The organism is Brevibacillus fulvus, assembly GCF_016908525.1.
Classification (GTDB): Bacteria; Bacillota; Bacilli; order Brevibacillales; family Brevibacillaceae; genus Brevibacillus_G; species Brevibacillus_G fulvus.
In genome coordinates this window covers 453,308-466,897 of sequence record NZ_JAFBEB010000001.1, presented here as the reverse complement: position 1 = coordinate 466,897, position 13,590 = coordinate 453,308, and the positions used below count along the sequence as shown (strand labels likewise).

The window sequence follows — 13,590 nt, the reverse complement described above, 5'->3', positions numbered from 1 at the left end:
CCAGGTCAGGCCGTTTTGGAAAAGAGAGGCAAGCGTACAGCTTGCCCCATCACTTGCTTAGTAACTGGCATCCGGAACATAAAACTGATCGACGTTATCCTTGGACACCTTTTCTGCCGGCAAGGTGATATTTTTTTCCGCAGGTGTTTTGCCATTGGCGATGTCCACGCCTACCTTGACCGCTTCTTTTACCATCAGCGGCGAGTAGGTAAAGGTAGCCAATGTCAGGTCGGAGGCATCTTTGATTTCCTTGTAAAAGTCTTTGGCTCCGCCGGCACCTGTCACCACTTTAATCTCGCTGCGCTTGGCTTCGCGAATCGCTTGCAGCGCTCCCAAAGCCATTTCGTCATCAATCGTATAGACGGCGTCGATATGGCTTTGCGCCTGCAACAGGTTTTGCATCACTTCATAACCTTTCTCTTTCCGGAACTCACCGTTTTGGTCGGCCAATATCTTGATGTCCGGATATTTTTCCTGAATGACGCTGGTAAAACCTTCAACGCGTTGCGTCGTTACCGAACTTGGAGGTCCGGAAATCACTACGACGTTTCCTTTGCCGCCAAGCTGTTCACCGATAAACGCGGCGGCGTTCTTGCCGATCCCTTCGTTATCCCCTTTGACCAAAGCGGTGTAGTTGTCATTGGCAACTTCCCGGTCGAAAACAACAAGCGGTATGTTCGCTTCCTTCACTTTGTCGACAGCGGGAGTCAGCGCATCGGTCTCAATCGGCAGCATGACGAGGACATCGACTTTTTTGGTAAGCAAATCTTCGACGTCATTAGTCTGTTTGTTCGGGTTGTCAGCCGTGGTCATCTCTACTTTTACCCCAGCTTCTTCCCCTTGTTGTTTGGCATACTCGATGACGGCGCCCATCCAGCCGTGATCGGCAAAGGGAAAACTCATTCCGATGACTTTTTCCGCTTTTGCCGTACCGGAATCCGGCTTTGCATCTGCTTGATTCGCCTGTTGCGCACCCCCGCCGCACCCCGTCAGCAGCGAAATCAGCAAGAGTGATGACACTAGACTGCCCAACCTTGTGCCTCGCTTCATCCTAAATCCCCCTTAACCCTTTTTGCAAACGCTATCAATTCAACGAAACGCCAACCTCCTGAAGCAAGTCGGCAATGTTTACCCAGCTTTTTGTGACAGTGGATCGTTGCACCGCTTCCATTACCGCCTGGTTGCGCAGGCCATCGGCAAAGGAGGGCTGTACTTGCCGCTGGTCAGCGATGCCGTTGATCAGTTCATCCAGCATGTTCAAAAACGTATGTTCATAGCCGATAATATGACCGGCCGGCCAGTAGTGACCGCTATACGGATGAATATCTTCGGTGACCGTAATTGTGCGAAACCCTTGCAACCCTGGCTCATCTTGATCAAAATAAACTTCCAGCAAGTTCATATTTTCCAGGTCCCAACGAATCGAACCGAGCGAGCCATTGATTTCGATTTTGTTTTTGTTGCGGTTTCCGGCGGCAAAGCGGGTCGCTTCAAACACGCCCAAGGCGCCATTTTCAAAACGGGCCAAAAAAGCGACGGCATCATCGACATCGACGCTTCCGCTCCCCTCTCCTTGGACTGCTTGCAGATTGCCGGCCATCTCGCCGATCGGCCGTTCCTTGATGAAAGTTTCCATCATGCCGCAGACCGAAGCGATTTCGCCGACGAGAAACCGCGCAAGATCGAGGATATGCGATGCGATATCGCCCAAAGCGCCGCTCCCGCTGACCTCTTTTTGCAACCGCCAGACTAACGGATAGGCTGGGTCCATAATCCAATCCTGCAAATAGGCCGCGCGAACATGGTAAATCTGGCCCAGTCGCCCTTCGCTGATCAATTTTTTGGCAAACTGGATCGCCGGGGCAAAACGATAATTATGCGACAGCATATGGACGAGATCACGTCCTTGCACCGCCTGCCAGATCGCTGCCGCTTCCTGCAAATTCATCGCCAGCGGTTTTTCGCATAAAATGTGTTTTCCCGCTTGCGCAGCGGCGATCACGATTTCCGCATGGGTGTGGTTCGGTGTCCCGATATCGATCAGATCAATGTCGTCTCGCTCCAGCAAACGGCGCCAATCCGTCTCAAAGGAGGCAAAACCGAACCGGTCCGCTGCCGCCTTGACCGCCGTCTCGTCTCGTCCGCACAGCGCTTGCAGCACCGGGGTTAGCGGAGCATCAAAGAAAAACGGCAAATCGCGATAAGCATGGGAATGGGCCTTGCCCATAAATTTGTAACCGATCATCCCGACGCGAAGCTGGTTGTCCTTTAGGCCCACCATATATCTTTCACCCTCTCTTGAATCAGGCAATTTTTCAGAAAAGCTGCCGCTTTGGCAAACCCTTCTTCAATCGACATCAGGCTGTCTTCATGTTCAATCGATACGGTTCCTTCATAACCGACAAGTTGCAATGTACTGATGATCCGTTTCCATTCCTCCTCACCGTGGCCATAGCCTACTGTGCGAAAAATCCAGGAACGGTTCAGTTCATCGCGATACGATTTGCTGTCCAGCACGCCATTGAGCGCTATATTTTCGCAATCGAGGAACGTATCCTTGGCATGCACATGAAACAGCGCTCCCGCTTTGGCCAAACTTTTCAGACAAACACAGGGGTCCATCTGCTGCCAGTACAAATGGCTCGGATCAAAGTTCACCCCGATCGTGTCTCCGGCTTCCCGCCGCAGCCGCAGCGCAGTCTCCGTATTGTAGACGACAAAGCCGGGATGCGGTTCGATAGCGACGCGAACATGGTGCTCTTGTAAAAACGAAGCCATGTTCCGCCAATATGGTATCACTTTCTCCTGCCACTGCCACTCCAGCACTTCCAGATGTTCCGGCGGCCAGGCACAGGTTACCCAGACGGGAAAGCGGGAATGATCCGACTCGCCCGGGCAGCCGGAAAACGTAATGACCGTGTTCACCCCTAATTTCTCCGCCAAAATGACAGCGCTTTCAAAATCTTGCTGAAATTGCTCCGCTTTTTTTGGATCGGGATGAAGCGGATTGCCGTGGCAAGACAGAGCGCTGATGCCGAGTCCACGGTCGGTCAGCAACGTCTTTAGTTGCGTCAGCTTTTGTTCGTCTTGCAGCAATTCGCGAGGATCTGCATGGGTTTTTCCGGGATACCCTCCCACGCCGAGTTCAACCATCTCCAGTCCATGCGCCTTGATCAAATCAAGCGCCGTCTCCAGAGAACGGTCTTGAAACAGAACGGTGAATACCCCCAGTTTCATTCACATCTCTCCTTTCACATGTGTTCTTTTGGGACACCGCTCGACTCCCTGATCACCAGGCTATCATCCAAAACAACTTGTGTCTGTGCCAAAGGTTCGGAACGTATCAGCCTGATCAGCATTTCGACGGAACGGTATCCAATCTCGTAACGTGGCTGCTGGATCGTCGTCAATGACGGTGAGACAAATGAGGATACGGTTAAGTCATCAAATCCGGCCACGGAGATGTCATCAGGAATCTGCAAACCATGCTCGCGAATCGCCCGTATCGCGCCAATGGCCATCTCGTCGTTAGCAGCAAAAATCGCGGTAGGCGGCCGTTTGAAGGACAACAGCTTGCGGGTTACGCGATACCCGGAATCAAGCGAAAAATCGCCTTCCTGAACCAGCATTTCATCCACCTCCAACCCATGTTGCTGCAAAGCTTGCCGGTACCCTGCCAACCGAGCCCGACTCAAGATCACCTCGTTGGGGCCCATGATATGCGCGATCCGGCGATGTCCCAATGCCAGCAGGTGCTTTACGACTTTTCGGGCTGCGCTGATGTTGTCGATGGAAACGGTAGGTATCGTACTCCCCTCCATATATTCGCAAGCAAGGACAATCGGTCTGTGCGCCGCAAACTCATCCAGAAAAGCTTGATCCGTTTGCGCCGTCGTCAAAATCAACCCGTCTGCAAGACTTTCGTCTAGCAAAGCCATATACTCTTTTGCTTTCCCGCGATCGCCGTCGGTATTGCCAATCAATAAATGAAACCCCGCTTCTCTCGCTCCATCCTCAATACCCCTGATCACTTCGGAAAAGAACGGGTTTTGGATATTGGGCATCAGCGCGATGATAACATTCGTCCGCAAGTTGCGAAGATTACGCGCCAATCCATTCGGCCGATAGTTTAACTTTTCCATCGCAGCCAATACGCGCTGCTGTGTTTTGGGGTTTACCGGATCGGCACCGGACATTACCCGGGAAACCGTGGCAATGGAGACTTTTGCCAGTTTTGCTACGTCGTGAATCGTCGCCATAACCTCACTCAACATCCCTTTAATTTCATGTAAAGGATTACACCAATGAATGGGAGCTTCTCCCTACTCTTAACGTTTTCTTACTTCAAATATTACAAAAAGTTGTAAAGGTTTACAATCGCAATTTTGTGAATATTCTTTCATATATACTAAAAAAGAGCAGTGTTCTGCTCTTGTTCCGCAAACATCTTTGTTCATGGGTGGTTGGCCACACAAGCTGCAGGCGCTCGAACTCTTACAACTGCGGCTAATCAGACGATTCTTGCCCGCGTGGCGAAGCTTTGCTTATTTTGAGACAACTCATCGTACATGACCAGCTTTTCTTTGGTTAAAAAAATGATGTTGTCCAACTCTTCCCGCTTTTTTTCCAATTCCTGCAAATGCTTCGTCAAAATATCCGTCCGCCGTTTTAATGATGGCGTCAATTTGCTGATGTCCTCCCCCTGCTCGATTTTTTCCAAGACGCAACCATCCCGAAAAAATTCCGTGATCTCCTCAAGCGACATTCCCAGTTTCTTTAGCCCACATAAACATTGAATGAGCTTCACATCACTTTCCGTATAGACGCGAGCTCCGCTGTCTTTTCGCTGCTGCATTTTCAGGACGCCAATTTTTTCGTAATACCGCAGTGTGTATGGGGTAAGTCCCGTTCTTTCCGCCACCTGTTTTATTGTCAGCATCTGTTTATTCCTCCTGATTGTGCCGATGTTCTTCTCATCATACAACTTAGAGTTGGCTCGAAGTCAAGACATTTCGCATTCTCTTTTTTCGGCTTGACTTCAAGTCGACTCTAAATTGTAAGCTGTTGCTACTAAATCGCAGGAGGTAAACTTTATGAAAATGCTCATTTATGTAAAGCTGCTGTTCACTTCGATTTTCATCGGGGTTTCGTTTAATCTCGCTTCTTATGCGGTGAACTATTTTTCCGCCCCCGCTGCCGCCGCTTGGAGGTTCGGCTTGGCCGCTGTTTTGCTTCTGATCCTTCTTGCAATGAAAGAACGCATGAATCTGCCCGCCTTAAAACGCAATTGGCTGATCTACCTCATTCTCGGCATAATTGGCGTGTTTGGATTCAATTTGCTGCTCTTCAAAGGCATGGAGTCAACTTCAGCGCTGAACGGCGCGTTGATCATGGCCACCAATCCTTTGCTGTCAGCTCTCTTGGCCCGCTTTATCAGTAAAGAGGTGTTGACTTTCCGGCAAATACTCGGCTTGTTCCTTTCATTGTTCGGGGTGATGTTTGTCATTACACAAGGCTCATGGCAAGTGATTCGTACCCTCACGTTCTCTGCGGGGGACTTGCTCGTTTTGGGCGGTAACTTCTGCTGGGCCTTATATGGTGTGCTGCAACGAAAATGGATCATCAAGGCCAGCAATTCCGCTACGACCGCTTACACAATGACCATCGGTGCTTTTTGCCTGCTTCTGTTCTCCGCTGGTGCAACCAATCCGGTCGCTATGGAGGAGATTCCGGTGACGGCATGGCTGGCAGTCGGGTTTATGGCCGTTTTCACCAGCGTGCTTGGCTACTTATGGTGGAATCACGGCCTCGCAGTCGTCGGTGTCGCCAAAACCTCCATCTTTTTTAACATTGTGCCGCTGGTTACCATGCTGTTCTCTATCTTGGAAGGAACAACGATAACTTCTCCCCAAATGATTGGAGCTGCCGCCGTTATTTCCGGCATGATCATTTCGACCCAGTCGTCACGCAAACTGATTCAACCGCAATTGTCCGAGTAAGAGTGGACGAAGTCGTCAACAGACGATGGCAACCTTGGCTAAGCCGATTCGCTTTGAACCGTCTTAGACACTTTGCCTGCGCAGTTTCGACTTGCATTCTGCCCGTAACGAGGCCGGCTCAGCAAATCGCTGGCCTCTGTTGTTTGGCTGCCGTTGAACTGTGAGTAACCCGCGACTCCCAGAATCGACCACTTAACGTTAATTGCCTGACAAAATGAACCAGCCCGTCTTCGCGAACTGGTTCATCAATGAACTGACTGGCAGCAACAGTTTTCGCTGCATTCCTTATTTGTTGCAAAACTTATCCAAAACGGGCCAAAGGTATTCCATCAGCAACGCCGGATTCTCACTCATCGGAAAATGACCAATCTCACGCATCACCTGAAACTCGGCTCCAGGAATACGTTTCGCCGTCCTTGAGGACATTTCCGGCGAACAGGAGTAATCGTACTCGCCGGTAAACAGGTAAACCGGACATTTGTTCGTGTCAATGTTTCCGACCCTGTCCGTGGCATCCCAGTCTTCGCTATAAAAGAAAATGTCCCCGTAATAGACGCCAGGTGCTCCTTGGCTGTAAATCCACCAAACATCTCTGCGCAGATGTTCCGGGCTTTGCGGTGCCATCAGCCCATAGACATTGGTCGCACACATTTCCCCGCCGTTGACTTGCGGGTGAAACAAGTAATCATTGAAGCGTCCTCTCGTAGCGGCGGCCGCTTCCAGCGAAATCACTCCCCGGAACTTCTCGGGGTAACGATACGCCAGCTCCAGGGTGATATTCCCGCCCATGGAGCATCCCATCATCAGCGGCCTTTCGATTTCAGCCGCTTGCAGGAACGCCATAATGAATTCCACATACAAGTCGGTGGTTAAGCGATACGGCTCAAGCCACCACCCTTCCGGCGGCATCGATCGTCCATGAAAGGGAAGGTCGAAGGCAATCACCTGGAAACGCGAAATGAGTTGCCGGTCGCGCAAAATCTCCTGAAACTGACGGGAATCGGCCCCCGCCGTATGCAGACAAACGAGCGGTACTCCTTGTCCGGCGCTCTCGTAATAGACTCGGTAGTTCCTGCTTCGCACCTGAATTTCAACATACCTTCCCGTGACTGGATCTTTCATCCTATCCCCCCTCATACCTCTCGTGCCAGCGACATCATCCTCGTTAACGAACGGATATTTTGCATGGCTTTCAACCGGTTTCCTGTCAATCGACACTCCGGCAAACGCGTAACCATACCAAGAAGGTCATAGTACATGGGGGGAGGATACGGTCTGGCAAACTTCTCCCATGCCCCCTCCGTGCCCTCGATGGCGAAGTCCCAGCTGTCATTCCACGTAGGGGAGGCAATCGAAAGCACCTTGCCCGCCTCGACATGAAACAAGTGAGCGGATTGGCCGATTTGCCAAACAAAATCACAAGTCATCCATCTGCCAATCCAGGCTAGTTCGCGGTCTTCGTTAACGACCTGACGGAATCGTTCCATCCATTCGGGGGTGAACAATTGTTGATCAGCAACCATTCTTTTGCCACCTCCACTCGTTTTCCTACCAAGCTTGCCCAAACAACCGAGCGATCTTTTCAGGCAATCCGGACGACGATCCCTTCCAGACCTTCGGCAGCTGCCGGGAATCGCTCCATCACCAGTGGGTCATGTCCCGGTATGATCAATTCCGGTGAATCCGCCAGCGATTTAACCAATTCGAACGCATCGTACATTTCTGCAAGATTGGTCACGACCCAAAACGGCCGATCTTCGTTGATGTTCTTGTAGTAGTGGGTTGCATCGGAGGCGAGAACCACCGTTCCTTTTGCTGTTTGCACCTCCACAATCTGCAAGCCCGCTGAGTGCCCCCCCGCCTTATGGACGGTAATCCCCGGCAAAATTTCTTTGCTTCCATTGACGAACCGCACTCTTCCTTTGAAGTTCTCCTGGACGAGATGAATAACGTCGTCGGTGGTAATATGATGGAGAAAATGAGGTTTGGATGCATACTTTCCGGTCCAGAAAGCCATTTCTTCCTCCTGCACCACGAAGGTGGAATTGGGGAACTTATCCAAATTGCCCAAATGGTCATAATGCATATGCGTAATGATCACAAGCGGAACAGACTCCGGGTCCACCCCGAGTTTCCCCAAGACGCTTGCCGGACATCGCAAAAATGTGCGGTTTCGTTGTTCGGCCACCTTCTCATTGAATCCTGTATCGACAACAATTGCCTGTTCACCCGCTTTGATCAGCCAAATATAGTAATCCATCGGCATGGCGTAATTTTCATGCGGATCGATCGCCCCGTAGAAATGATCGCTGCAAATGGCGTTGCGTGTCGAATACTTGATGGCATAGACCTCATATGGTTGTTGCGCTGTCTTCATCTTCATTCTTTGTTTACACCCCTCGCAAGGTACGGCATATTAAATTGGTTCATGGAAAGAAATCGGCAAGGTTCGAGAACACCTGCCGATGGAAACAACTGCGTCATTTGCAAGAGCGGTTTACGACAATTTGATTCCGATAAATTTAAGCTCGGTCATTTCTTCGATCGCGTAGGCTACACCTTCTTTGCCGATTCCGCTCTGTTTGACCCCTCCATACGGAATATGGTCATAGCGACGAATGGAAGCTTCATTAATCCAAACGCCGCCGGTTTCCAAAGCATCGGCAACTCGCAAGGCGCGATTAATATCTTTCGTGAAAACTCCGGCATGCAGTCCCAATTCAGAATCATTCGCTTGCGCAACAGCCTCTTCTTCATCGTCAAAAGGAATGACACTGAACACCGGTGCGAAAATTTCCTGACAGACGACTTTCATTTCCGGGGTTACGTCTGTGAGGACAGTTGGTTCCAGCAAAGTACCTTGACGCTTCCCGCCAGCCCTTACGATCGCTCCCTGTCTGACCGCTTCCTGAATCCATTCCTCTGCGCGGGCCGCTGCTGCTTCCGTAATCATCGGCCCAACATCTGTGGCCTCATCCAGAGGATCTCCAACACGCAACGCTTTGACGCCGTCGACCAATTTGTCAAGCAAAGCCTCATAAACCGGGCGTTGCACATAAACTCTTTGCACCGAAATGCAGGCCTGACCGGAAGTAACAACCGCTCCGCGCACCAGCGCTCCGGCTGCCGCATCCAAGTCCGCATCGGCAAACACGATATTCGGTGCATTTGACCCCAACTCCAGTGTGACATTTTTATGACCAGCCAGTTCTTTCAGCTTCCAGCCAACGAATCCGCTGCCTGTAAAAGTCACCCGTTTCACCCGGGGATCTGTAACAAGGGGGTCTGCCAAATCTTGTCCCGGCCCCATCACAATATTCAGCGCGCCCGCCGGCAGCCCGGCCTCCAGCAACAATTTGTACAAGAAAACAGGAGACAGCGGCGTCTTTTCAGCAGGTTTCAGAACAACTGCATTTCCTGCGGCAATCGCCGGGGCAACCTTATGCAATACGAGATTAAGCGGGAAGTTAAAAGGCGTAATCGCGACCACGACACCAATCGGATTCCTTCTGGTCAGGCCAAGTTGATTTTCTCCGCCACGGGCGCTATCCAACTGGATTTCTTCACCGTGAATGCGCTTGGCACCCTCCGAAGCAAAGCGGAGCACTTGTACTGCGCGGTCTACCTCCACGCGCGCTTCGCGTATCGGTTTGCCCGTTTCCAAGACGAGCAGATTGGCAAATTGTTCGGTTCTGCTCTCCAACAAATCAGCCGTTTTGCGCAAAATATCGGACCGGCGGTAGGCAGGCATCTTCTTCATCGTTTCGTGAAACACGCGCTGGGCAACCGTAATGGCTTGCTCTGCATCTTCCTTTGTTGCACAGCATATTTTTCCGACCAAGCGGTTGTCGTAGGGACTGCGCACTTCCAGCGTGGCCCGGTCGTCCGATTTGACTTCCTGGCCGTCAATAAAAGATCCAAAATAATAGCAGCTCTCCGTAGGTAAATTCATCTCCGTATCCTCCTTTGCTTGCTGATTGTCCTAATCTACTTGGTTAAAGTCGACGTCTTTCGTTTCCGGTCCCAGATAAGCACCGATCGTGCCGATGACCGCGCCAATGACCAACAGGGCAAGAATCGTTGCATTATACGACATGATTCCCCCAAGCCAGTTCATGTAGAAGGCATAGAAAGACGGAAGGATGACAGAAGCGCTAAAGCCGAGCCCAAAACCGGAAGCGCGCACTTCTGTGGAAAAGCGCTCGTTAATATAAGTGACGATGACGCCCCACGGTGCAGTGACGATTGCGGAAAATAAGACCACCAGCAAGATAACGAGCGCGAGCGGCATCGATTTTCCATTTAACAGAATTGCCAGTAAGGCAGTGCCCAAAATGACGATGGCAGGTCCGAGGATCAAGAAGAAACGACGACGTCCAATTTTTTGTCCGATGATTCCAGCAGCGATATAACTCCCGAAAAGGACCGCGTAGCTGATCAGCAAGGTCAGCGTCACCTGTACCCCGTCCAGTTCGAGGATATTGCGCAGTACCGTTGTCGGCAGGATAAGCGTCACGATGTTTTGCGTTAACCAAAATCCGTTCATCATCAAAAAGACTTGAAAAAAGCTGCGTCCCGTTTTTCCTCTAAACATACTGGCCAAAGAGTTTCTCTCTTTTTTGGAGTTCTCCCAGGTCTCGGACTCCGGAACTTTGCGTATATAATACCAGGCCAGCCAAAACGCCAGTAAGGCTCCAATCACAAACGGAATCCGCCATCCCCACACGGCATACGCTGATTCTGGGCCAGCTTGCGGAATAAAGGCAAATGCTACCATACCGAGTAAATTAATCACAATGTAGGCCAATGGGAACGCCGACAGGATGAAAGCGCCGACAAATCCACGCTGTTGTTTTTCCGAGTATTCCATAGCCAATGGGTGTGAGCCCGTATAACCTCCGCCCAAACAGATGCCATCAAGAAACCGCAACAACACCAGCAACCAATAGGCGGTAATGCCGATTGAACTATATCCGGGCAGCAGGGCAATCAGCAAGGTGATAATCCCGAATCCGAGAACGGAAGAGATCGTTGCCTTCCGCCGGCCAATTTTGTCTCCAATGGCCCCAAAAATGGTGGCGCCCAATGGACGTCCGAGCAATGTTGTAACGAAAACGAGCGATGTCAAAATTCCCGCCATACCTTGTGGCAAATCTGCAGGTTGAAAATAACCTAAAGCAGGTGTTAAAATAATTGTCGGTAAATAAATATCAAACATGTCTACGAATTCCGTTAAAAACGCTCCCTTTATCGCCGCGTTTCTTTTGTTGACGATCGTGTCTTTCGCAATTGTTGTTTGTACCTGGGACGCCATAAATTTCACCCTTTTCTGAACATATTTTTCGTCTTACGCTGATCAGATTTGGCTGCAATGACCGGGAATGAACCCCCTTTGCCTAAAGTTTCATTCCCAGCGTCACGAATTCAATCTCCCGCAGGAAGTAACCGTTTATGCTTTGCGTCCATTGATGAAACTGGACAGGATCGGGACACTTACTGTCGCCGCATGGATCCCCAGGGTACTTGTCAGTTCCAGAACCTCCATGATTTCTTCTTTTGTTGCACCGTATTTTAAGGCGTTGCGCATGTGCAAACGAATGCCGGGTTCGTACATATGGGTAGCAGCAGCATCCACCGCAAGGCAAATGAACTCTCTTATTTTCGGATCGAGATGATTGTGTTTGAAGGCAACTCCGGAAAACTCCAGATAAGCTTCAAAAAAGTCCGGATCCAAAAGCAGAATGCCGTCCCACATTTCCGACCAATCGCCGCGTTCGTCGATAAACGCCTGCTTCAGTTGCTTTTGCCGCTCGGTCAATTCCTTTTCGCACGGTGTACCTTGCTCGCTCAATACTTCCAGAAGAATGGGAGAACCGACTGTCGCAGCGTGAATCCCCAATACGCTGGCCAGCTCGATGACCTCCATAATTTCCTCGGGGCTGGCCCCTAAGCTGAGTGCATTTTGCATATGCTGCCGTGTTCCCGGCTGATACATATGAGTGGCTGCGACGTCAAAAGCGATGTAAATCAGTTCTTTTGTCTTCAAATCAATGTGGCGGTGATTTTTTTGAAAAGGAACTGCCGAAAATTTCAGATAAGCCGCAAGGAAGTCGGGATCAAGCTGAAGCACATCGTCCCAGATCTCCGTTGACCAATAGCCTCTTTCTTTGATAAATGCTTCCTTGATAGCCGCTTGCTTGGGAGTTAATCCGTCGTTCATGTCACTCACTCCTCGCTCGCTCCCACTTGAACCTTGGCCCAATCTTCAAACAGCCGAACCACTTCGGTCGTATCCGAATCTGCACCAAGATGCTCTTTTGTGAGTTTGAAAAATTCTTTTACATTGCTGCCGATCCACATGGTCGCCCCCAGTCGGTCGGCCTCTTGCATGCAGAGCGCCACATCTTTGTACATGAGCCCTGATTTAAAGCCATAATCAAATTTGCGGTTCAGAACGGCGGCAGGAAACTTATCCAGCGAAGCGCTGTTACGTCCGCTGCTCACGTTCAGCACATCCAGCATAATTTGCGGGTCCAGACCGGCTTTAACCCCCAACACCATCGCTTCCGACGTAGCGATCAACGCAACTGCAGACAGATAATTATTGGCGATTTTAAGGGTTTGCGCTTGACCAGCCTTCGCCCCGACATAAAAAATTTTGTTACCGATTATCCCCAAAATGTCATGGTTCTCATCATAGGCTTCTTTCGGACCTGCAACCATAATAGACAAAGTTCCCTGTTCCGCCCCCGGAACACCGCCGCTGACAGGGGCATCCAGACAGGCAACGCCGCGTTCGCCTAAAGCGGTGGCAATCTGTTGGGAAGCTTCTGGGCCGGTTGTGGATAAATCGATATACGTCTTAAATGCCCTGCCGGAAGTTAATCCATTTTCGCCAAAAGCTACAATCTTTGCGACTTGCGGATTCGGCAAACTGACCAGAATCGTATCCGCAAATTGCGTGACTTCTGCTGGCGTTGCAGCAATGGTTGCGTTCGGATAAGCTTGGAATGGTTCAAGTGCTTCTTTTCTCGTATCGAGCAGCGCAACGGAATGCCCTTGCTCGAGAAGCCTCCGCGCCATATGAAATCCCATGTTTCCAAGGCCGATAAAACCTAACTTCGTCAATTTGCTCAACCTTCTTTCGTCATTGGTAAGAGTCTTGTTGCCTCATTTTTCCAGTTCGGCCAGCACACGTTTGCCGACTTTGAACGCTTCCACCCCTGCGGGGACACCGCAATAGATCGCCACCTGATAAAAAACTTCGGTGATTTCTTCCGGCGTAACTCCATTCGTAATCGCGCCCCGTACATGCAATGCCAATTCATCGGGACGGCCAAGCGCACTAAGCATCGCCAGATTAATCATGCTGCGATCTCTGCGCGAGAGCCCCGGCCGTGTCCAGCATGTTCCCCAGCACCATTCAGTGGTAAGCTCCTGCATGGGTCGATCAAAATCAGTAGCATTAGCCAATGATCTGTCCACATGTTCCGCTCCTAGCACTGCTTTGCGAACCTCTAAACCTTGATTGAATTTTTCACTGCTCATTTTGCAACTACCTCCAATTCAAAATGTATCCGCTTTCATTTTG

14 protein-coding genes are annotated in these 13,590 nt (G+C 50.5%); 1 reads left to right on the top strand and 13 read right to left on the bottom strand.

The window, feature by feature from the left end; all coding sequences use genetic code 11:
- Nucleotides 1–57 precede the first annotated feature (57 nt).
- The 5 genes from JOD01_RS02365 to JOD01_RS02345 form a co-directional block, all read right to left on the bottom strand.
- On the bottom strand, nucleotides 58–1,050 hold the full coding sequence (locus JOD01_RS02365) for a substrate-binding domain-containing protein (protein WP_204516601.1): 993 nt from the start codon (nucleotides 1,048–1,050) through the stop codon (nucleotides 58–60).
- Between the two features lie 34 nt (nucleotides 1,051–1,084).
- Nucleotides 1,085–2,281, bottom strand: coding sequence for a Gfo/Idh/MocA family protein (locus tag JOD01_RS02360; protein ID WP_239565121.1), 1,197 nt, complete (start codon nucleotides 2,279–2,281; stop codon nucleotides 1,085–1,087).
- A complete protein-coding gene (locus JOD01_RS02355; RefSeq protein WP_204516600.1) occupies nucleotides 2,269–3,237 on the bottom strand; it encodes a sugar phosphate isomerase/epimerase family protein in 969 nt (322 codons plus the stop codon). Before JOD01_RS02355 ends, JOD01_RS02360 begins: the two co-directional genes overlap by 13 nt.
- Before the next feature lie 14 nt (nucleotides 3,238–3,251).
- Nucleotides 3,252–4,259, bottom strand: a complete 1,008-nt coding sequence (locus JOD01_RS02350; RefSeq protein ID WP_204516599.1) for a LacI family DNA-binding transcriptional regulator — start codon at nucleotides 4,257–4,259, stop codon at nucleotides 3,252–3,254.
- A 251-nt stretch (nucleotides 4,260–4,510) separates the two neighbouring features.
- Entirely contained in the window at nucleotides 4,511–4,939 is a 429-nt protein-coding gene (locus JOD01_RS02345) for a MerR family transcriptional regulator (protein ID WP_204516598.1), read from the bottom strand.
- A gap of 154 nt (nucleotides 4,940–5,093) precedes the next feature.
- On the opposite strand from JOD01_RS02345, the gene JOD01_RS02340 reads away from it, so the two are divergent.
- Nucleotides 5,094–5,999 (top strand): DMT family transporter, encoded by a 906-nt coding sequence (locus JOD01_RS02340; RefSeq protein WP_204516597.1) that lies wholly within the window; start codon nucleotides 5,094–5,096, stop codon nucleotides 5,997–5,999.
- A gap of 285 nt (nucleotides 6,000–6,284) precedes the next feature.
- Here the strand turns inward: JOD01_RS02340 and JOD01_RS02335 are convergent, their stop codons facing one another.
- The 8 genes from JOD01_RS02335 to pcaC form a co-directional block, all read right to left on the bottom strand.
- On the bottom strand, nucleotides 6,285–7,121 hold the full coding sequence (locus tag JOD01_RS02335) for an alpha/beta fold hydrolase (RefSeq protein ID WP_204516596.1): 837 nt from the start codon (nucleotides 7,119–7,121) through the stop codon (nucleotides 6,285–6,287).
- Between the two features lie 11 nt (nucleotides 7,122–7,132).
- Nucleotides 7,133–7,522 carry a hypothetical protein gene (locus JOD01_RS02330; RefSeq protein WP_204516595.1) on the bottom strand — a complete coding sequence of 130 codons (390 nt, stop codon included), beginning with the start codon at nucleotides 7,520–7,522 and terminating at the stop codon, nucleotides 7,133–7,135.
- 59 nt (nucleotides 7,523–7,581) lie between these two features.
- Entirely contained in the window at nucleotides 7,582–8,382 is an 801-nt protein-coding gene (locus tag JOD01_RS02325; protein ID WP_204516594.1) for an N-acyl homoserine lactonase family protein, read from the bottom strand.
- A 114-nt stretch (nucleotides 8,383–8,496) separates the two neighbouring features.
- The gene (locus JOD01_RS02320; RefSeq protein ID WP_204516593.1) at nucleotides 8,497–9,951 is read right to left on the bottom strand and encodes an aldehyde dehydrogenase family protein; all 1,455 of its coding nucleotides are present in this window, start codon (nucleotides 9,949–9,951) and stop codon (nucleotides 8,497–8,499) included.
- Nucleotides 9,952–9,981: 30 nt separating this feature from the next.
- The gene (locus JOD01_RS02315; RefSeq protein WP_204516592.1) at nucleotides 9,982–11,313 is read right to left on the bottom strand and encodes an MFS transporter; all 1,332 of its coding nucleotides are present in this window, start codon (nucleotides 11,311–11,313) and stop codon (nucleotides 9,982–9,984) included.
- A gap of 135 nt (nucleotides 11,314–11,448) precedes the next feature.
- Nucleotides 11,449–12,219 carry a carboxymuconolactone decarboxylase family protein gene (locus JOD01_RS02310; protein WP_204516591.1) on the bottom strand — a complete coding sequence of 257 codons (771 nt, stop codon included), beginning with the start codon at nucleotides 12,217–12,219 and terminating at the stop codon, nucleotides 11,449–11,451.
- Between the two features lie 5 nt (nucleotides 12,220–12,224).
- Nucleotides 12,225–13,127: an NAD(P)-dependent oxidoreductase gene (locus JOD01_RS02305; protein ID WP_204516590.1), complete on the bottom strand. Its 903-nt coding sequence runs from the start codon at nucleotides 13,125–13,127 to the stop codon at nucleotides 12,225–12,227.
- Nucleotides 13,128–13,169: 42 nt separating this feature from the next.
- Complete coding sequence (pcaC, locus tag JOD01_RS02300; protein WP_204516589.1) at nucleotides 13,170–13,547, bottom strand: 4-carboxymuconolactone decarboxylase; 378 nt, start codon at nucleotides 13,545–13,547, stop codon at nucleotides 13,170–13,172.
- Nucleotides 13,548–13,590: the final 43 nt, after the last annotated feature.

What these genes read in the sequence shown, in the direction of transcription:
- JOD01_RS02365 (WP_204516601.1), bottom strand. Translation starts at nt 1,050, where the DNA reads ATGAAGCGAGGCACAAGGTTGGGCAGTCTAGTGTCATCACTCTTGCTG.
- JOD01_RS02360 (WP_239565121.1), bottom strand. Translation starts at nt 2,281, where the DNA reads ATGGTGGGCCTAAAGGACAACCAGCTTCGCGTCGGGATGATCGGTTAC.
- JOD01_RS02355 (WP_204516600.1), bottom strand. Translation starts at nt 3,237, where the DNA reads ATGAAACTGGGGGTATTCACCGTTCTGTTTCAAGACCGTTCTCTGGAG.
- JOD01_RS02350 (WP_204516599.1), bottom strand. Translation starts at nt 4,259, where the DNA reads ATGGCGACGATTCACGACGTAGCAAAACTGGCAAAAGTCTCCATTGCC.
- JOD01_RS02345 (WP_204516598.1), bottom strand. Translation starts at nt 4,939, where the DNA reads ATGCTGACAATAAAACAGGTGGCGGAAAGAACGGGACTTACCCCATAC.
- JOD01_RS02340 (WP_204516597.1), top strand. Translation starts at nt 5,094, where the DNA reads ATGAAAATGCTCATTTATGTAAAGCTGCTGTTCACTTCGATTTTCATC.
- JOD01_RS02335 (WP_204516596.1), bottom strand. Translation starts at nt 7,121, where the DNA reads ATGAAAGATCCAGTCACGGGAAGGTATGTTGAAATTCAGGTGCGAAGC.
- JOD01_RS02330 (WP_204516595.1), bottom strand. Translation starts at nt 7,522, where the DNA reads ATGGTTGCTGATCAACAATTGTTCACCCCCGAATGGATGGAACGATTC.
- JOD01_RS02325 (WP_204516594.1), bottom strand. Translation starts at nt 8,382, where the DNA reads ATGAAGATGAAGACAGCGCAACAACCATATGAGGTCTATGCCATCAAG.
- JOD01_RS02320 (WP_204516593.1), bottom strand. Translation starts at nt 9,951, where the DNA reads ATGAATTTACCTACGGAGAGCTGCTATTATTTTGGATCTTTTATTGAC.
- JOD01_RS02315 (WP_204516592.1), bottom strand. Translation starts at nt 11,313, where the DNA reads ATGGCGTCCCAGGTACAAACAACAATTGCGAAAGACACGATCGTCAAC.
- JOD01_RS02310 (WP_204516591.1), bottom strand. Translation starts at nt 12,219, where the DNA reads ATGAACGACGGATTAACTCCCAAGCAAGCGGCTATCAAGGAAGCATTT.
- pcaC (WP_204516589.1), bottom strand. Translation starts at nt 13,547, where the DNA reads ATGAGCAGTGAAAAATTCAATCAAGGTTTAGAGGTTCGCAAAGCAGTG.